This is a genomic window from Micromonospora sp. BQ11 (assembly GCF_052068135.1).
GTDB lineage: Bacteria > Actinomycetota > Actinomycetes > Mycobacteriales > Micromonosporaceae > Micromonospora.
Genome location: NZ_JBQHDB010000011.1, coordinates 181,465 through 198,507, shown reverse-complemented (window position 1 = coordinate 198,507; position 17,043 = coordinate 181,465). Strand labels below are relative to the sequence as shown.

At 73.8% G+C, this 17,043-nt stretch carries 18 protein-coding genes; 4 read left to right on the top strand and 14 right to left on the bottom strand.

Going from position 1 to position 17,043, the window contains the following annotated elements; genetic code table 11:
- Positions 1-44: 44 nt before the first annotated feature.
- From ACTMSW_RS22970 to ACTMSW_RS22955, 4 genes are read right to left on the bottom strand one after another with little or no spacing between them, the layout of a single operon-like run.
- Positions 45-797 carry a sirohydrochlorin chelatase gene (locus tag ACTMSW_RS22970; RefSeq protein ID WP_441182733.1) on the bottom strand — a complete coding sequence of 251 codons (753 nt, stop codon included), beginning with the start codon at positions 795-797 and terminating at the stop codon, positions 45-47.
- The gene (locus ACTMSW_RS22965; RefSeq protein ID WP_441182732.1) at positions 779-1,543 is read right to left on the bottom strand and encodes a phosphoadenylyl-sulfate reductase; all 765 of its coding nucleotides are present in this window, start codon (positions 1,541-1,543) and stop codon (positions 779-781) included. The genes ACTMSW_RS22970 and ACTMSW_RS22965 overlap by 19 nt, the downstream gene beginning before the upstream one ends.
- On the bottom strand, positions 1,540-1,698 hold the full coding sequence (locus tag ACTMSW_RS22960) for a hypothetical protein (protein WP_441182731.1): 159 nt from the start codon (positions 1,696-1,698) through the stop codon (positions 1,540-1,542). The genes ACTMSW_RS22965 and ACTMSW_RS22960 overlap by 4 nt, the downstream gene beginning before the upstream one ends.
- The gene (locus ACTMSW_RS22955; RefSeq protein WP_441182730.1) at positions 1,695-3,407 is read right to left on the bottom strand and encodes a nitrite/sulfite reductase; all 1,713 of its coding nucleotides are present in this window, start codon (positions 3,405-3,407) and stop codon (positions 1,695-1,697) included. Before ACTMSW_RS22955 ends, ACTMSW_RS22960 begins: the two co-directional genes overlap by 4 nt.
- 330 nt (positions 3,408-3,737) lie before the next feature.
- On the opposite strand from ACTMSW_RS22955, the gene ACTMSW_RS22950 reads away from it, so the two are divergent.
- Positions 3,738-5,174, top strand: coding sequence for a glycosyltransferase family 39 protein (locus tag ACTMSW_RS22950; protein WP_441182778.1), 1,437 nt, complete (start codon positions 3,738-3,740; stop codon positions 5,172-5,174).
- 5 nt (positions 5,175-5,179) lie between these two features.
- Here ACTMSW_RS22950 and ACTMSW_RS22945 read toward each other — a convergent pair whose 3' ends face one another.
- Entirely contained in the window at positions 5,180-6,772 is a 1,593-nt protein-coding gene (locus ACTMSW_RS22945) for a histidine kinase N-terminal domain-containing protein (RefSeq protein ID WP_441182729.1), read from the bottom strand.
- A gap of 48 nt (positions 6,773-6,820) precedes the next feature.
- The gene (locus tag ACTMSW_RS22940) at positions 6,821-7,852 is read right to left on the bottom strand and encodes an SIS domain-containing protein (RefSeq protein ID WP_441182777.1); all 1,032 of its coding nucleotides are present in this window, start codon (positions 7,850-7,852) and stop codon (positions 6,821-6,823) included.
- A gap of 189 nt (positions 7,853-8,041) precedes the next feature.
- Here ACTMSW_RS22940 and ACTMSW_RS22935 point away from each other — a divergent pair, with 189 nt between their 5' ends.
- Positions 8,042-9,883 carry a tetratricopeptide repeat protein gene (locus ACTMSW_RS22935; RefSeq protein ID WP_441182728.1) on the top strand — a complete coding sequence of 614 codons (1,842 nt, stop codon included), beginning with the start codon at positions 8,042-8,044 and terminating at the stop codon, positions 9,881-9,883.
- Positions 9,884-9,957: 74 nt separating this feature from the next.
- Here ACTMSW_RS22935 and ACTMSW_RS22930 read toward each other — a convergent pair whose 3' ends face one another.
- Complete coding sequence (locus tag ACTMSW_RS22930; RefSeq protein WP_441182727.1) at positions 9,958-11,547, bottom strand: MDR family MFS transporter; 1,590 nt, start codon at positions 11,545-11,547, stop codon at positions 9,958-9,960.
- 112 nt (positions 11,548-11,659) lie between these two features.
- Here ACTMSW_RS22930 and ACTMSW_RS22925 point away from each other — a divergent pair, with 112 nt between their 5' ends.
- Complete coding sequence (locus ACTMSW_RS22925) at positions 11,660-12,253, top strand: TetR/AcrR family transcriptional regulator (protein WP_441182726.1); 594 nt, start codon at positions 11,660-11,662, stop codon at positions 12,251-12,253.
- A gap of 17 nt (positions 12,254-12,270) precedes the next feature.
- Here the strand turns inward: ACTMSW_RS22925 and ACTMSW_RS22920 are convergent, their stop codons facing one another.
- The gene (locus ACTMSW_RS22920) at positions 12,271-12,771 is read right to left on the bottom strand and encodes a GNAT family N-acetyltransferase (RefSeq protein WP_441182776.1); all 501 of its coding nucleotides are present in this window, start codon (positions 12,769-12,771) and stop codon (positions 12,271-12,273) included.
- 35 nt (positions 12,772-12,806) lie between these two features.
- Positions 12,807-13,022, bottom strand: a complete 216-nt coding sequence (locus ACTMSW_RS22915) for a biotin/lipoyl-binding carrier protein (RefSeq protein WP_088973021.1) — start codon at positions 13,020-13,022, stop codon at positions 12,807-12,809.
- Positions 13,023-13,311: 289 nt separating this feature from the next.
- On the opposite strand from ACTMSW_RS22915, the gene ACTMSW_RS22910 reads away from it, so the two are divergent.
- Entirely contained in the window at positions 13,312-13,386 is a 75-nt protein-coding gene (locus tag ACTMSW_RS22910) for a 50S ribosomal protein bL37 (RefSeq protein WP_369700219.1), read from the top strand.
- Positions 13,387-13,481: 95 nt separating this feature from the next.
- On the opposite strand, the gene rsrA is transcribed toward ACTMSW_RS22910, so the two are convergent.
- The 5 genes from rsrA to ACTMSW_RS22885 form a co-directional block, all read right to left on the bottom strand.
- Complete coding sequence (gene rsrA, locus ACTMSW_RS22905; RefSeq protein WP_441182725.1) at positions 13,482-13,769, bottom strand: mycothiol system anti-sigma-R factor; 288 nt, start codon at positions 13,767-13,769, stop codon at positions 13,482-13,484.
- A 1-nt stretch (position 13,770) separates the two neighbouring features.
- The gene (locus ACTMSW_RS22900) at positions 13,771-14,613 is read right to left on the bottom strand and encodes a sigma-70 family RNA polymerase sigma factor (protein WP_441182724.1); all 843 of its coding nucleotides are present in this window, start codon (positions 14,611-14,613) and stop codon (positions 13,771-13,773) included.
- A 247-nt stretch (positions 14,614-14,860) separates the two neighbouring features.
- A complete protein-coding gene (locus ACTMSW_RS22895) occupies positions 14,861-15,475 on the bottom strand; it encodes an alpha/beta hydrolase family protein (protein ID WP_441182723.1) in 615 nt (204 codons plus the stop codon).
- A gap of 185 nt (positions 15,476-15,660) precedes the next feature.
- Positions 15,661-16,056, bottom strand: coding sequence for a WhiB family transcriptional regulator (locus ACTMSW_RS22890; protein WP_441182722.1), 396 nt, complete (start codon positions 16,054-16,056; stop codon positions 15,661-15,663).
- A 192-nt stretch (positions 16,057-16,248) separates the two neighbouring features.
- Positions 16,249-16,959 (bottom strand): SOS response-associated peptidase, encoded by a 711-nt coding sequence (locus ACTMSW_RS22885; RefSeq protein ID WP_441182721.1) that lies wholly within the window; start codon positions 16,957-16,959, stop codon positions 16,249-16,251.
- Positions 16,960-17,043 lie beyond the last annotated feature (84 nt).

The window sequence follows — 17,043 nt, the reverse complement described above, 5'->3', positions numbered from 1 at the left end:
ATCGGGGCTTTCCGCTGTTCCGACCCGGACCGCGGGAAGCCCGGTCAGCCGGCCGACTCGTCGACCCGCCGGTGGACCAGGTCGGCCAGTTCCGGGGCGTCGGTCAGCGGGGCGGAGACCGCCACCGCGCCGGCCGCGCGCGCCCGCGCCGTCACCGCGTCGTGGAAGAGGCCCGGCGCCAGGAAGTACGCCGACACCGCCACCCGGCGGGCTCCCCGCGACCGTAGGTGCGCCACGGCGGCGTCCACGGCCGGCGGAGCCGCCGAGGCGTACGAGACCCGGGTCGGCACGCACAGTGCGTCACCCAGGGCCGCCGCGACCCGACCCACCGAGGCTCGTGCCCGGGCGTCCCGGGTGCCCGCGGCCGCCAGCACCAACCCGTCGAAGCCCTCCGCCCCGGCCTCGCCGAGCCGTCGCCGCAGACCGGTCAGCAGCCCCTCGTCGACCGTCCCGCCGGAGGGTCCGAGCACGTCGGTGACCCGTACCGCGATGGTCGCCCCCGCCTCGCGGGCGGCGTCGACCGCCGCCGGGATGTCCACCCGACGGTGGTACGCGGCGGTGAGCAGCAGCGGCACCAGCACCGCACGGGCGTGCCCGGCCTTCGCCAGGTCCCGCAGCACGGCCGTGGGCCCGGGCTCGGTGTGGTCCAGCCAGCTCGCCACCACCGGCACGCCGGGGCGGACGACCGACACGGCCCGGGCCAGCGCGCGGGTCGCCTCGGCCGCCCGCGGATCCCGGCTCCCATGGGCGACCAGCACCACGGGATCCGCGGTCGGAGTCAGACGTGCAGGCCGCACTCGGTCTTCTCGAACATGGCCCAACGGCCGGCTCGGGGGTCCTCCCCCGCCCTGGTGCGACGCGTGCAGGGCCAGCAGCCGATCGAGCCGTAGCCCTGCCGGAACAGCTCGTTCACCGGCACCTTCCAGCGCGCGACGTACGCGTCCACGTCGGCCTGCTTCCAGGCCGCGATCGGGTTGACCTTGACCCTGCCCCGCCGGGCGTCGAAGGTCACCACCGGCGTGTTCGCGCGGGTCGGCGACTCGTCCCGGCGCAGGCCGGCGGCCCAGGCGTCGTACCCGGAGAGGGCCCGCTCCAGCGGCTCGACCTTGCGCAGCTGGCAGCACTCGTCCGGGGACCTGTTGAACAGCCGGGGCCCGTACTCCCCGTCCTGCTGACCCACGGTGAGCCGGGGCCGGATGGAGCGGACGGTGACCGGCAGGGTGCGGGCCACCTCGTCACGGACGCGCAGCGTCTCCGGGAAGTGCAGGCCGGTGTCGAGGAACACCACGTCCACCCCCGGCGCGACCCGGGACACCAGGTGGGCCAGCACGCCGTCCGCCATCGAGCTGGTGACGCAGAAGCGGTCGCCGAAGGTCTCCGCCGCCCAGCGGGCGATCTCCAGGGCGGGGGCGCCCTCCAGGTCACGGCCGGCCGCCTCGGCCAGCGCGCGCAGTTCCTCCGGGCTCCGCCGGGTCGGATCGGCCGGCTTCGGGCCGCCGAGCCCGACCAGACCCAGGTCGGCGACGGACCGCAGCGCGTTCACCGGGTCACCCCCCGGCTCAGCAGGCCGTTGAACTTCACGCTGAAGACCCGGGCACAGGCGTGGCACTCCCACGCCCCGTGGCCGGTCTCGTTCGGCCGCAGGTCCTCCTCGCCGCAGTACGGGCAGTACAGCGGCACGGAACGGGTTTCACTCACCTGAGTTCCTCCTCGTCGACCCTGATCACCCAGTTGGCGAACGTCTCGCCCTCGGTCCGGCCGGCCAGGTAGCGGCGGGCCAGTCGTTCCACGTACTCGGGAAGCTCGTCGGCGGTGGTCTTCAGGCCGCGCAGCTTGCGGCCGAACCCGGCGGTCTGCCCCTGCGCCATGCCGAGGCCGCCACCCAGGTGCACCTGGAAGCCCTCCACCTGCTGGCCGTCCGGGCCGACCACCAGCTGACCCTTGAGGCCGATGTCGGCGACCTGGGTGCGGGCGCAGGCGTTCGGGCAGCCGTTGATGTGGATGGAGATGTCCGCGTCGAACTCGCGCAGCCGCTCCTCCAGCCGGGCCACCAGTTCCTCGCCACGCGCCTTCGTCTCGACGATGGCGAGCTTGCAGTACTCGATGCCGGTGCAGGCCATCGTCCCGCGCCGCCACGCCGACGGCCGGGCCTCCAGGCCGATCCCCCGCAGCGCCTCCACCAGGGAGTCCGTCCGCTCCGGCGCCACGTCCAGCACCAGCAGCTTCTGGTACGGCGTGAGCCGCACCCGCCCGCTGCCGTGCGCCTCGACGATGTCGGCCAACGCGGTGAGCTGCCCGCCGGACACCCGTCCGACCACCGGGGCGGCGCCGACGTAGTTGCGGCCGTCGCGCTGCCGGTGCACGCCGATGTGGTCGATCGGCTTCTCCGGCAGCTGCGGGGCGGGACCGTCCAGCATGGTGCGGCCCAGGTACTCCTTCTCCAGCACCTCGCGGAACTTCTCCACGCCCCAGTCGGCCACCAGGAACTTCAGCCGGGCCCGGTTGCGCAGCCGGCGGTAGCCGTAGTCGCGGAAGATCCCGACCACGCCGGCCCAGACGTCCGGTACCTCGTGCAGGGGCACCCAGGCACCGAGCCGCTTGGCCAGCATCGGGTTGGTGGAGAGGCCGCCGCCGACCCACACGTCGAAGCCGGGGCCGTGCTCCGGGTGCTCCACGCCGAGGAAGGCGATGTCGTTCGCCTCGTGGGGGGTGTCCGGCAGCCAGGAGATCGTCGTCTTGAACTTGCGCGGCAGGTTCGAGTACGCCTTGTCGCCGACGTACCGGCTGACGATCTCGTCGATGGCCGGCGTCGGGTCGAGCAGCTCGTCCTCGGCCACCCCGGCGACCGGGCTGCCCAGCACGATGCGGGGGCAGTCGCCGCACGCCTCGGTGGTCTGGAGACCGACCGACTCCAGGCGGCGCCAGATCTCCGGCATGTCCTCGACGCGGATCCAGTGGTACTGGATGTTCTGCCGGTCGGTGATGTCGGCGGTGTCCCGGGCGAACTCCCGCGAGATGTCGGCGACCACGCGGAGCTGCGCCAGGTTGAGCTGGCCGCCGTCGATGCGCACCCGGAGCATGAAGAACTCGTCCTCGAGCTCGTGCGGCTCCAGCACGGCGGTGCGTCCGCCGTCGATGCCGGCCTTGCGCTGGGTGTAGAGCCCCCACCAGCGGAACCGACCGCGCAGGTCCTGCGGGTCGATGGACGCGAAGCCCCGGTGGGCGTAGATGTTCTCGATCCGGGCGCGGACGTTGAGCGGGTCGTCGTCCTTCTTGATCCGCTCGTTGGGGTTGAGCGGCTCACGGTGACCGAGCGCCCACTGACCCTCGCCGCGCGGGCGGCGGGGGGCCCGGACGGGACGTGCCGTCGGGTCCTCGGGCCGGGCCGTGCTGCTGCTGACCGCCATCGCGGCGTCCTCCGTTGTTTGCGGTGCCTCGGGATACGCGGAGCGCGGCGGCCGGCCCGTCACAACGGGCGGGAGACAACGGTGTCGGAACAGCCGGCGCGGAGCGCGCCCGAGACAGAGTGGTCGGGCGTCGTCAGTGGGCCGGACAGATCGCGCTGCGCACGCGGCCGTAGTCGACGTGGCGACGGGCCACGAAGCGGCGGACGACAGCGGCGGTCATGCACGCCATGCTGCCACACGCTCACAGGGCGAGCCAATGAGCGCGTGCGGGATCCCACATCACGGGCGCTGGCGCGGCATCCCGTGTGGGACGCTCCAGCTGTGGGCGATTTGTCCAGGATGCGGATTCCAGCGTGGCCCGTGTGGGTCGCGCCGGCCCTGCTCACCCTGGCGGTCACCCTCACCGGCATCGGCCACGCGCAGCCCTGGCGCGACGAACTGGCCACCTGGAGCGCCGCCACCCGTCCGGTCGGCGATCTGGTCCGGCTCGCCGGGACCATCGACGCCGCAAGCGGCCCCTACTACCTGCTCATGCACGGCTGGGTGGCGCCGGCCGGCGATTCGGTGACGGCGCTGCGGCTGCCGTCCGCGCTCGCGATGACCGTGGCGGCCGGACTGACCGCGGTCCTCGGCGCGCGCCTCGCCGGCTCCCGGGCCGGACTGCTCGCCGGCCTGCTGTTCGCGGTGCTCCCCGGCACCGCACGGTACGGCCAGGAGGCCCGTCCGTACGCGCTGGCCACCCTGCTCGCGGTGGCCGCGACCCTGCTGCTGGTCGCGGCGCTGCGCCGGGGCGGGCCGGGGCACTGGACCGCGTACGCCCTCGTCGTCGCGGCGCTCGGCCTGGTCCACCTGGTCGCGCTCACCCTGCTCGCGGCCCACGCGGTGGGGGTGCTCGCGCCGGGGCCGGGCGGGACGCCGGAGCGGGCACGGCGGCTGGGTCGCTGGGTCCTCGCGGTGCTGCCGGCGGCCCTGGTCGTCACCCCCCTGGTCCTGCTCGCCCGGACCCAGCGCGGGCGGCAGCTCGACTGGGTGGAGATCGCCCGGCCCGCGGACCTGGCCGCGCTGGCCGGCGGGGTCGCGCAGAGCGGCGTGGTGGGCGGGCTCCTGGTCGGGCTGGCCGCGCTCGGCGCGGCGCGGCTGGGCCGGCGTGCGCTGCTGCCCGGCTGCGCGGTGCTGCTGCCCGTGGTGGTGCTGTTCGCCGCCGGGTCGGTCACGCCGCTGTGGGTTCCCCGGTACCTGGTCTTCGTGGTGCCGTTCGCCTGCGTCCTCGCCGGTGCGGCACTGGCCGCCGTGGCCCTGCCGCCGGCGCTGGCGGTGGTGGTCCTGGCGGGTCTCCTCGGCCTGCCCGACCAGTTCGCGCTGCGCCGGACGCACGAGTGGCCGCGCGGCGCGACCGTCGACTACCGGGGCGCGGCGCGGATCGTCGGGGAGCAACGGCAGCCCGGCGACGCCGTCGTCTACTCGCCCCGGGAGAGCTGGCTCTTCCTCGATCTGGGGCTCGCGTACCACCTGGACGACCGTCTCCCCCGCGACGTGCTGGTGACCGAGGACCAGGTGAGCCGCGGCGACCTGTGGGCCGCCGAGTGCGACCGCCCGGCCCCGTGCCTCGCCGGGGTGGACCGGGTCTGGCTGGTCGTGGCCGGCCGCCGGCCGGATCCGCTGGCCGCCGTGCCCGGCGCGAAGGGGGACGCGCTGCGGACGGGGTTCCGCGTGGAGGAGGTCCGGCAGCGCCCCGGCCTCACGGTCGCCCTGCTCGGCCGGCGATGACCCGGTCAGGGGCCGGAACCGGGCGTCCGGGTCAGCGGGACGACCAGGACGGCCTCGGTGCCGCCGTGGGCGCCGGCCCGCAGTTCGATGGTGCCGCGCAGCTCGCCGGTGACCAGGGCGCGGACGATCTGCAGGCCGAGGTTGCCGCCCCGCTCGGCGTCGAAGTCCGGCGGCAGTCCCTGCCCGTTGTCCGCCACGGAGACGTGCAGCATCTTGCGGAAGCGGTGCGCCGACACCACGACCTCCGGCACCGGGGCCCCGGCTTCCGGTACGGGCACCACCGGCACCACCGACCCCTCCGGACCGGACGGCCCGGCGGCGGTCGGGGACGATTCGGGCGCCGGCGGGAAGCCGTGCTCCACGGCGTTCAGCAGCAGCTCGTTGAGGACCATCACCAGGGAGGTGGCGACCTCGGCGGGCAGGACGCCGAAGCTGCCCTTGCGACGCATGCCCACCGTCGACTCGGTCGCCGCCACCTCGGTCGCCGCGCTGGCCACCCGGTCCACGATCCCGTCGAACTCGACCGCCTCGTCGCTGGACATGGAGAGCGTCTCGTGGACCAGGGCGATGGAGGCCACCCGACGGACGGACTCCTCCAGCGCGACCCGGGCCTCCGGCATGGAGACCCGGCGCGCCTGGAGGCGCAGCAGCGCGGCGACCGTCTGGAGGTTGTTCTTCACCCGGTGGTGGATCTCCCGGATGGTGGCGTCCTTGGTGATCAGGGCGCGGTCGCGTCGGCGTACCTCGGTGATGTCGCGGACCAGGACCAGCGCGCCGATCGGCACGCCGGCGGGCATCAGCGGCAGCGCCCGGGTGAGCATGGTCGCTCCCCGTGCGTCGATCTCGCGTCGTGGTGGTGCCTCACCGCGCAACGCGGCGAGGATGCCGTTGGCGGCGTCGGTGCCCTCCAGCGGGTCGGCGGCCAGCCGGCGGTGCAGCACCGCGAGATCCTCGCCCACCAGGTGGGAGGCGTGGCCCAGACGCCGGTACGCGGACTGCGCGTTCGGGCTCGCGTAGGTGACCTTGCCGCCGGCGTCGAGTCGGACCAGCCCGTCGCCGACCCGGGGAGCCGACGTGGTCTCCCCGGGGTGCCGGGGCGGCGGGAAGGTGCCGTCGGCGATCATCTGCGCCAGGTCGTCGGCCGTGGTCAGGTAGTTGAGTTCCAGCTGGCTCGGGGTGCGCGCGGTGGAGAGGTTGGTGTCCCGCCCGACCACCGCGACGACCTCACCGGCCTCACCGCCGGCGGTCCGCAGCCGGACCGGGATGGCCTCGTGCCGGGCGGGCACGTCGCCGTACCAGACCGGGTCGCCCTCCCGCCAGATCCGGCCCTGCCGGTGGGCCACCTCCAGGTGCGCCACCTCGGGCCCGCCGACGATCCGGCCCACCTGGTCGTCCTGGTACGCGGTGGGCGCGGTCGTCGGCCGCACCTGGGCGACGCAGAGGAAGGTTCCGTCGGCGTCCACCGGCACCCAGAGCAGCAGGTCGGCGAAGGAGAGGTCGGAGAGCAACTGCCAGTCGCCGGCGATCCGGTGCAGGTGGTCGATGTCGGCCGGACGGAGCTGGGTGTGCTCCTCGGCGAGGTCGCGCAGCGTGGACACGCAGACCAGCGTGCCACGCCGCGCGGCGTCCGTCGCGGCCGGCGGGCGTCACCTCGTCGCGGTGACCTTCTTCAGGCCCCGGGGCGCGTCCGGGTCCTCGCCCCGGGCCAGCGCCAGCGCCATCGCCAGCCGCTGCAACGGAAGGATATCCAGCAGCGGGGCGTACCGCTCGTCGACGTCGGGCACGGCCATCCGGGTGGCGCCCTCCACGTCGGCCGAGCCGACCACGACGACGTCCGCGCGCCGCTCGCCGAGGCGGGGCAGCACCTCGCCCATCGACCGGCCGCCGGGGCCGGAGCCCACCACGGCGAGGACCGGCACGTCGGGGTCGGTCATCGCGAGTGGGCCGTGCAGCAGGTCGGCGCCGGAGAAGGCCAGCGCCGGCAGGTACGAGGTCTCCATCAGCTTGAGCGCGGCCTCGCGCGCGGTCGGGTACGCGTACCCGCGGCCGGTGGTGACCAACTGGGCGGCGAACCGGTAGCGCGGGGCGAGCTGGGCCGGGGTGGGGTCGTCCAGGGTGCGGGCGGCCAGCTCGGGCAGGGCGGCGAGCGCGCGACGCTCGTCCTCCGGGAGCACCCCGTCGCCGGCCCGGACGCCCTCGACGAGCAGCAGCAGGGCGAGCAGTTCGGCGGTGTACGTCTTGGTGGCGGCGACCGCCCGCTCGTGGCCGGCGGCGATGTCGACGCTCAGCTCGGCCACGTCGGCCAGCGGCGAGTCGGGGGCGTTGGTGACGGCCAGGGTGAGCGCGCCGGAGGCGCGGGCGCTGCGCAGCACCTCGGCGAGGTCGGGCGAGCCGCCGCTCTGGCTGACGCCGACGACCAGCGCGTCGGAGAGGTCGGGCCGGGCGTCGTAGAGGGTCACCACGCTCGGCGAGGCGAGCCCGGCGGGCAGGCCCAGGCGGATCTCGGTCAGGTACGCCCCGTAGAGCGCCGCGTGGTCGGAGGTGCCCCGGGCGGTGAAGACCACGTGCCGGGGCCGACGCTCGGCGATCACGGCGGCCACCCGGGCGATCTCTCCCGCGTGTTCGGCGGAGAGCAACCGCTGGTAACCGGCGGGTTGCTCGTCGATGTCGGCCGCCATGCCGGCCCCTGGACGCGTCACAGAAACTCCTCCCGATGCGCGATAGCCGCGCGTTTGGTGCTCAGTCTTGCATCTTTGATCTGGTGAGAGCAATCGAACGATCAAGACTGCGCACCTGATCACTACCGCGGTCCAACATCACCTAGGCTGGCCCGACCTCACCGAGCAGGTGGAGAGCGAGAGGACGACGTGGCCGAGGACGACCGGGCGCTGCCCGCGGCGGAAGAGCTGGTGCTGGCCCGACGGGCCCTGGACACCGGCGACCTGGAGCACGCCGCCGCCCACGTCGCCGCCGCGCTGGCGCAGGCCCCGACGCTGCCCGAGGTGCACGAGACCCTGGCCCGGCTGGTCGCGGCCGGCGGGGACGGCGCCGTCGATCTCTTCCCGCTGCACCACCACGCCTTCGTCGGCACGGTGGTCGCCCGGGCCCACCTGCTCGCCGCCGCCGGCCGGCCCGCCGAGGGACTGGACCTGCTCGTCGCGGCGACCAACCACGCCCCCGGCACGGACTGGGCCGGCGTGCCCTGGGTGACCACACCCGACCTCGCCGAACGCCTCGACCCGGACCGGACCGCCCGGGTCCTCATGCAGGTCTGTGCCGCCGCACCCGACCCGGTGCCCCGGGCCGGCCGGGCGGCGCTGGCCGCGTACCTGACGCTGGCCCGCAACGCGGTCACCGTCCACCCCGAGCACGGGCTGCTGCTGGGCGCGGCGTCCGCGCTCGCCCGGCGGCTCGGGGAGGTCCCGCTCGCGGTCCGCTGGGCCACCCGGGGCGTACGCGTCGCGCCGTCCAAGATCGGCGAGGTCTGGCTCGGGTACGCGTACCGCAGCGCCGGCCGCACCCGTGACGCCCTGGCCGCGCTGACCCGTGCCGTCGCGCACGACCCTGACGACCTGGCCGTGTACGCCGACATCGCCGGCACCCTCGCCGACGACGGCCGGCTCGACGAGGCGCTGGACTGGATCGACCGGGCCCTCGCCCGGGACCCCTCCTTCGACTGTGCCGTGCACACCGCGCACCGGCTGCGCCACCAGCGCGACGGCGACGTCGCCCACCTGGTCGCGCTCGCCGACTTCGTGCGGGACCATCCCGACGACAGCCACGAGCACGGCGACCTCGCCGAGTGCTGCCGGGGCCTGCCGTGGCTGGGACAGGTCACCCCGGCCGACGGGCCGGTGGCCGACGCGCTGCGCCGCGTCGTCGCGGACGACCACCTGGGCCTGGGCGTCGCCGTGCGGCTGGACGTGCCGGTGCCGCCGAGCGCCCTGCGTACCCTCGTGACGACCGCGCCCGGCCTGCGCGTCGAGATGGCCGACGGGGTCGACCCGGACCCACGCGAACCCCGCCGGCCGACCGCCCGGCGGCTCTGGCGCTACACGGACACGACCGTCGAACCGGCGGTACCGGCACCCTCACCCGAGGCGTGCGAGCGGGTACGGCAACTCGCCCACCCGGCGTGGCCGCATCCCCCGGCGGCGTACGACGGCGCGGTCGGCCTGGCCACGTTGGACCTGTCGGACCTGCTCGGTCTCCTGGTCCACCCGCCGGAGGCGCCGTCCACCGCGCTGGGCCGGGTGCTCGGCGGGCAGGACCCGGCGCTGTGGGTACGCAGCGTGCAGGTCTGGGCCTGCCTGGGTCTGCTGCACCACCGGACCGACGAACCGTGGGACGACTCGACCCGCCGCCGCGTGCTGCTCGACCTGGTGTGGGGCGTGGAGGACTGGGTCACCGAGGCAGCCCTGTTCGCTCTGGTCACCGCCGCCTGGGTGCACCCCGCCGTACGCGCCGACGTGGCCCGGGTGGTGGCGGACCGGCTCGACGACGTGGCCCAGGTGGCGCGGCTGCGTCCGGTGCCGATCGCGGTCTCGGTGGCCCACCTGGCGCTGGCCACCCCCGACCTGGCCCCCGGGGCACGGGCCCTGGCCACCGCGCTGGCCGGCATCCGCCCGCCGACCACCGACGCGCGCGGCGTCCGCGCCCTCCTGAACCGGGTCCGGCGCTTCCTGGGCACCGTCGTCCGCCGCCGCTGACCCGTCGCACGGCAGCGCCGCGCCGACCCCGGACGGGGACGGCGCGGCGCGGTACTGCGTGCGGTGGGACGGGATCAGGGCGTGGGGGCCTTGGCGAGGGCGATCTCGGCCTGCTCCTCGCCGGCCTGCCGGGGCGGGGTGTCGTTGGAGGTGCGCAGCGGGATCTCCCGGATGAACCAGGCGAGCACCGGCACGGCGACGGTGAAGACCACCGCCCAGAAGAAGACGTGCGAGATCGAATCGGCCAGGCCGCCGAGGATCAGCTCGCGGGCCTGTCCCGGCAGTTCCCGCAGCCGCTCCAGGTCCATCGCCGCGCCCGCCTCGCCGCCGCCACCGCCGAACGCGGCGCCCGCCGGCGAGTCGGCCAGCCGGTTGGCGAAGATCGCCCCGAACAGCGAGATGCCAAACGAGCCGCCGATCGACCGGAAGAAGGTGGCGGCGCCACTGGCGGCGCCCAGGTCCCGCTGCTCCACGCTGTTCTGCGCGATGAGCATGGTGGTCTGCATGAGGAAGCCCATGCCGACGCCGAGCACGACCATGTAGAGCGAGGACTCGACCTTGCCGGTGTCGACGTCCAGCCGGGTCAGCAGGGCCAGGCCGACGGCCATGACCACGCCACCGATGATCGGGTAGGCCCGGTAGCGCCCGGTCCTGGTGATCGCGCGGCCGACCACGAGCGAGACGACGAGCATGCCGAACATCAGGGGCAGCAGCAGCAGGCCGGAGTTGGTGGCCGACGCCCCCTGCACGGTCTGCTGGTAGAGCGGGAGGAAGTTCATCGCCCCGAACATCGCGAAGCCGAGCAGGAAGCCGATCAGCGAGATCAGCGCGAAGTTGCGGTTGGCGAACAGCCCCAGCGGCAGGATCGGCTCGGCGGCCCGCCGCTCGACGACCACGAAGGCCGCCGACGTGACCACGGCCAGCACGACGAGGCCGCCGATCTGCGGCGAGGTCCAGTCGTACTCGTTGCCACCCCACGTGGTGATCAGCACGATCGCGGTGATGCCCACCGAGAGCAGCGCGGCGCCCAGCCAGTCGATCCGGTGCTCGGTGCGGTGCCGGGGCAGATTGAGGGTGGCGATGAGCAGCACCAGGGCCACGCCGCCGAGCGGAAGGTTGACGTAGAAGGCCCAGCGCCAGGACAGGTTGTCGGTGATGAAGCCGCCGACCAGCGGGCCGGCCACCATCGCGATCGCCATGATGCCGGCGATCATGCCCTGGTAGCGGCCCCGCTCCCGCGGCGGCACCAGGTCACCGATGATCGCCATCACGCCGACCATGAGACCGCCGGCCCCGAGTCCCTGGACGGCCCGGAAGGCGATCAGCTCGACCATGCCGTCGTTCGGGCCGCCGAGCAGGTCGGAGCCGGCCATACCGCAGAGCGCCGAGCCGACGAGGAAGACGACCACGGAGGTCAGGAAGACCGACTTGCGGCCGTAGAGATCGCCGAGCTTGCCCCAGATCGGGGTCGAGACGGTCGTGCCGAGCACGTACGCGGTGACCACCCAGGTGAAGTGGTCCAGCCCGCCGAACTCACCGACGATCCGCGGCAGCGCCGTACTGACGATCATGTTGTCGAGCATCGCCAGCATCATGGCGATCATCAGACCGAAGAGGATGAGCCGGATGTTCGGCCTCACCTCGGTCTGCGTTGGTTCTGTCATCGGTAAGCTCCCCGCGAGAAGTGCCGCACTTACTTGCCGCCCGGCTAGTCACCTTACTAGCCGCACGGTAAGTTGGGCACCGAAGGCCGGTCAAGCGAATTGGGTGGGGCACGTGAGGGAGAGCACAGGCGGCACGCGCGACCGCATCAAGGCCGTCGCGCTGGAGCTCTTCACGGAGCAGGGGTACGAGGCGACCTCGTTACGGGAGATCGCGGAGCGGCTGAACGTGACGAAGGCCGCGCTCTACTACCACTTCAAGAGCAAGGACGAGATCGTCACCAGCTTCGTCGAGGACCGGCTGGACCGCATGGACGCGCTCATCGACTGGGCCCGGTCGCAGCCGGCCACCCTCGACACCCGGCGCGCCGTCATCGGCCGGTACGCGGACACCATGTTCGACAGCGAGCAGCCCTCGGTGATGCGCTTCTTCGAGCAGAACCAGACCGCGCTGAAGAGCCTCGCCGCCGGCCGTCTGATGCGCGACCGGATGCTCCAGCTCGCGGACGTCCTCTCCCGGGGCGACGACTCACCCGCCGCACAGCTGCGCGCCGCCCTGGCGATCTTCGCCGTGCACAGCAGCTGGTTCGCGGTACGCACACCCGGCATCACCGACGCGGAACGCCGGCGCATCGCGCTGGAGGTGGCCGACGAACTGCTCGCCGCCATCGGCGCGACGTCGACCGACGACAGCGCACCTCCAGCCTGAAGCACCGGGGCCGACCCTCAGGCCGGGGCGAGGTCCAGACGCAGCCCGAGCAGGTCGACGCCGGGCAGCGGGGACCAGTCCTTCTCCGGCAGCCGGACGAAGCCGCGCCGCTCGTACAGGCGCTGGGCGGGCACCGCGAACCCACTGCGGATGCAGATCACCACCGCCGTGCAGCCCAGGCCGGTGGCCCGCGCGATGCACGCGTCGACGAGCGCGGCCCCGACGCCGCGCCCCTGCGCGGCCGGGTCGACGGCGAGCATCCGGAACTCCGCCTCGCCGGGACCGGCCAGCTCGGCGTACCGCGTGCCGGGCAGCACGAACGTCACCGAGCCGAGGACCTGACCGGTGGACCCGTCGACGGCGACCAGCACCTCACCGTGCTCCGCGCGGGACGCGACGTCGGCGAGCACGACGGCGTACCCGTTCTCGCCCTTGAGCTGCCCATCCGCCTCGTACGCGGCGACCGTCAGCCGGGCCACCGCCGGGAAGTCGGCCGGGCCGGCGGGCCGGACCGCCACGTCGGCGGGCCCCACGGGCCGGATTTCGGGGCCGGTCAATCGATAACCGCGATCAGGTCACCGTCCTGCACGACGTCGCCCTCGTTGACCGCGAGCTGCTTGACGACACCGTCGGACTCGGCGACGACCGGGATCTCCATCTTCATCGACTCCAGGATCACCAGGGTGTCCCCCTCGGACACGGTGTCCCCGGCCGACGCGACGACCTTCCAGACGTTCGCCACCATCTCGGCGCGGATCTCCTCGGCCATGTCCCGGCCCTCCCTCTCACGACTGCCTGCCGACGTATCCAATCATGCGGCCGGCCCGCGCGGGTGCGGAGCGCCCGCCGGAGGCGGATGGCCGGTCACCGACCGGGCCGTACGGTCGCGTCCAACCGGCGTGTCGGGCGGCGCGGCGTACGCGCGGACCGCCCCGGCGCACGGCGGCGGGTGCCGGCCGCACTACCATCAGCGGGTCGGACCCGGGCGCCGGGAGGACCGGCGCGTCCCCGGTGCAGGGTTCTTGCGCAGCGGATCCGACCATCACGAGGAGGTCACCATGGCGAAGAAGGCCCGCAAGAAGAAGGCCCGGAAGAAGAGCGGCGCGAACCACGGCAAGCGCCCCAACTCCTGAGCCGCGGTGCCGGCTGCGGCCGGCCGAGCGACGGACACGACGGTGGCCCGGGTCGGAATCGACCCGGGCCACCCGTGTGTCTGGTACGCCGACGCTCAGTCGGCCAGTTCGCGTGAGTCGCTGGCCTCGAAGACCACCAGCTCGGTCAGCCGGATCCGCAGCCGCTCGCGCAACTGGTCCGGCGCCGTCTCGTTGCCGCAGCAACGGGCGACCAGCGCCTTGACCTCCTGCTCGATGCCGTACTCGCGGAGGCACGGCCCGCACTCGTCGAGGTGGTGCCGGATCAGCAGGCGCCGCTCCTCGGCGCACTCCAGGTCCAGGTAGAGGTAGACCTCCGCGAGCACCTCACGGCAGTCGGTCTCGTGCGGGTTCCCACAGCTCACGTCACACCTCCCGGCCGGCGGCGGCGGTCGAGCCCTTCGGCGACGACGCACCGGAGAAGCCGCGCTCGGCGGCGTAACCCTCAAGCAGCTTGCGCAGATTACGACGGCCCCGGTGCAGTCGCGACATCACCGTGCCGATCGGCGTACCCATGATGTCGGCGACCTCCTTGTAGGAGAAGCCCTCGACGTCGGTGAGGTACACGGCCAGGCGGAACTCCTCCGGCAACTGCTGGAGGGCTTCCTTCACGTCGCTGTCCGGCAGCCGGTCCAGCGCCTCCGTCTCGGCCGAGCGCAGACCGCTGGAGGTGTGCGACTCCGCCGCGGCGAGCTGCCAGTCGGTGATCTCCTCGGTCGGCGCCTGGATCGGCTGCCGTTGCCGCTTGCGGTAGGAGTTGATGTAGGTGTTGGTCAGGATCCGGTACAGCCAGGCCTTCAGGTTCGTGCCCTGCTCGAACTGGTGGAAGGCCGAGTACGCCTTCAGGTACGTCTCCTGGACCAGGTCCTCGGCGTCCGCCGGATTGCGCGTCATGCGCAGGCCGGCGGCGTAGAGCTGATCGACGAAGGGCATCGCGTCCCGCTCGAAGCGGGCCCTGCGCTCGTCCGTCTTCTCGGTGGTCAACCGCACATCCCCTCGCGTCGGATGCTTTCCCGCCGAGGATACGCGCACCCGCCCGCCCACAGATCCACTTCCGCCGGGTGTGCCCGTGCTCACCACGGGTACGCTGGTCTCGACGGCCACCCCGACCGGCGACACCGCCGCGGGCCAGTCCGGACCATCCAGCAGCTGCCGTAGCTGCCGCGCTCCCCGCTCGTCCCGTTCCCGGGCCTGAGTCTCGGTCGGCACCGGTCACCCCCCTCGCCAGAAATGTCTTCCGGGGGCTGTAACGCGAAGAGGAGTGCCGGACATTCCGCCGGCCCTCGTACCGGCCCGGGCGCCCGGCCCTCTTCCTGGTCCCGGGCCGACCTCGGCGGAGACCGACGCTGGGACCAGGAAGGGCCTGGGAGGACCGGTGCCGTCGCCCGAACCAGGCGGGCGGCACCATCCGATGCAACGACCCTGCGCCGCCCCCGGACACGGCCCGCCATCTTCGTCAGGCGTGGGCCCAGCCCCGCTCGCGCAGCCAGTCCCGCACCACGGCGGCCGTGCCGGGTGGGTCGCCACGGAGGTCGTGCCGCTCGCCGGGCCGGGTCACCACACGCACGTCCGGCCCGCTCTCCGGCACACCGAACGGGTCACGGTCGCCGTTGACCACCAGCGTCGGCACGCCGGACTCCAGCTCCGCCGCCCGGGAACGCTCCGCACGCCCCGGCGGATACAGGGGGAACGCGAGCGCCACCACTCCGTCGGCACCGACCGTCGTCGCGGTGCGGCAGGCCACCCGGGCGCCGCTGGACCGGCCGCCCACCACCAGGGGCAGGCCCGCGTGCCGGTCCCGCAGCACGCCGAGCACCACGCCCCACGCCTCGTCGAGATGGCCCGCCGGAGCCGGGGCGCGCCGACCCACGACCCGGTACGGCTGCGTGACCCGGACCACGACGACGCCGGCCGCGACGGCCGCGTCCCGCAGCGCGAGCAGGTCGGGGGCGTCCACCCCGCCACCCGCGCCGTGCCCGAGCACCAGCAGGGCGGCCGGCGCCCCGGCCGGCACGTCGGTGTCGACGCGGGCCGGGCCGCGCGGAGTGAGGATCTCGTCGGTGACGGTCACCGGCCCATTGTGCGACTCCGGCCGGCACCTCCCCACGGACCCCGAACCCGGCCACCGGCGAAGATCAACCCAAGGTCATGGCAGTCGGGGTGAAACCCCGCTCGGATGCCCCGACATCGATGACATCGAGTCGATCATGGCAATGAACGACCGCTCGGCCGTCACCGGCTCACCGGCTCACCGGCTCACCGGCTCACCGGCACCAGCGTGAGCAGGCGGTCCCGGACCGGTGGGCCCGCCTCGTCGACGGCGTCCGGGTCGGGCTGCACCTCGCTGCGCCAGGCGACGAGCATCGCCCGCCGTTCCCGCGGTGTGGTGCCACCCCACACGCCGTGACAGTCGCCGACCTCCAGTGCCCAGGCGAGGCAGGAGCCCTGCACGTCGCAACTGTGGCAGAGCGCGACGGCCGCGTCGGCCGGTTCGTTCGGCGCCGGAAAGAACGTTTCCGGGTCGACACTCTGACAGGTTCCTCTGGTCCGCCATCCGTCGTCGTGTTGACGCTCGCGCAGAGCCCGCAGCAGTCGCGGATCTCGTCGTGCGGCGGCCACCTCGTGCGGACGGGGCATACGTGCCCGTGTCATCCACCCACCTCCCCCGTGGGACCGGCAAGATCGGTGGACGGCGTCCGCCCCGTGCGAATCGCGCCCACTGCCGGCGCTGTGTTCTATCGCACTTAGCAAGGCGGGGACAAGACTCTGCGAGGAATACGACGAAGAGCGCGGGCGACGTTTCACCCGCAACTCTGGCAAATCACACTCGACAATGTCCGTCCGTCAGAAGAGCGTCATCTCCTCGGGCACGGCGGACCGGGCCACCGGTACGCGCGCGGTCAGGTGCGGGCCGTCGTTGCGGACGTCGCCCACCGCGCGACCCACCGGTCGGATCTCCAGACCCGCCAGCCAGTCGAGCGGGGGCGGGTCGAGCAGCGCCTCCGGCCGGTCGGTCACCGCCAGCCAGGAGGACCAGCGTTCGCGAGGCAGCAGCAGCGGCATGCGGTCGTGCACCTCGGCCAGCTCGCCGAGCGCGGCGGTGGTCAGCACGCTGAACGTCGTCGACGGGCCGGCCGGACCGTCCCAGACCGACCAGATGCCGGCGAAGGCGAGCACCGAGCCGTCGAGCGGCGTCATGTAGTAGGCCTGCTTGCCACCGGCGGCCGGGCGGACCCACTCGTACCAGCCGTCGGCCGGCACGAGGCAGCGACGACGGGCGAACGAGGGCGCGTACGCGCGGCTGGTGGCGACCGTCTCGACGCGGGCGTTGATCATGCGGGCGGCGCCGGCGGCCGACCGGGACCAGGGCGGCAGCAGGCCCCAGCGGCCGAGCGACAGCGTGCGGTGCCCCTCGGCGGAGACGCGGACCAGCGGCACGGGATCGGTGGGCGCCACGTTGTGGTCGGCGGTGAGCCGGCCCTCCGTGTCGTCGGACGACTCGAAGAGCGCGGTCAGGTCACCGGCGCTCCGGGTCGTCGCGTACCTCCCGCACATGTGCACACGCTAACGCGCCGCACGCCGTCCGGCTGTCCCGCTCAACGGGAGTTGGGGCGACGGCCGGCGTCACCTGTCGGTCGG

Bases quoted from the DNA above. Each gene is read 5' to 3' on its own strand.
- ACTMSW_RS22955 (WP_441182730.1), bottom strand. From the start codon at position 3,407: ATGGCGGTCAGCAGCAGCACGGCCCGGCCCGAGGACCCGACGGCACGT.
- ACTMSW_RS22940 (WP_441182777.1), bottom strand. From the start codon at position 7,852: ATGGCGGCCGACATCGACGAGCAACCCGCCGGTTACCAGCGGTTGCTC.
- ACTMSW_RS22930 (WP_441182727.1), bottom strand. From the start codon at position 11,547: ATGACAGAACCAACGCAGACCGAGGTGAGGCCGAACATCCGGCTCATC.
- ACTMSW_RS22915 (WP_088973021.1), bottom strand. From the start codon at position 13,022: ATGGCCGAGGAGATCCGCGCCGAGATGGTGGCGAACGTCTGGAAGGTC.
- ACTMSW_RS22890 (WP_441182722.1), bottom strand. From the start codon at position 16,056: ATGACACGGGCACGTATGCCCCGTCCGCACGAGGTGGCCGCCGCACGA.
- ACTMSW_RS22885 (WP_441182721.1), bottom strand. From the start codon at position 16,959: ATGTGCGGGAGGTACGCGACGACCCGGAGCGCCGGTGACCTGACCGCG.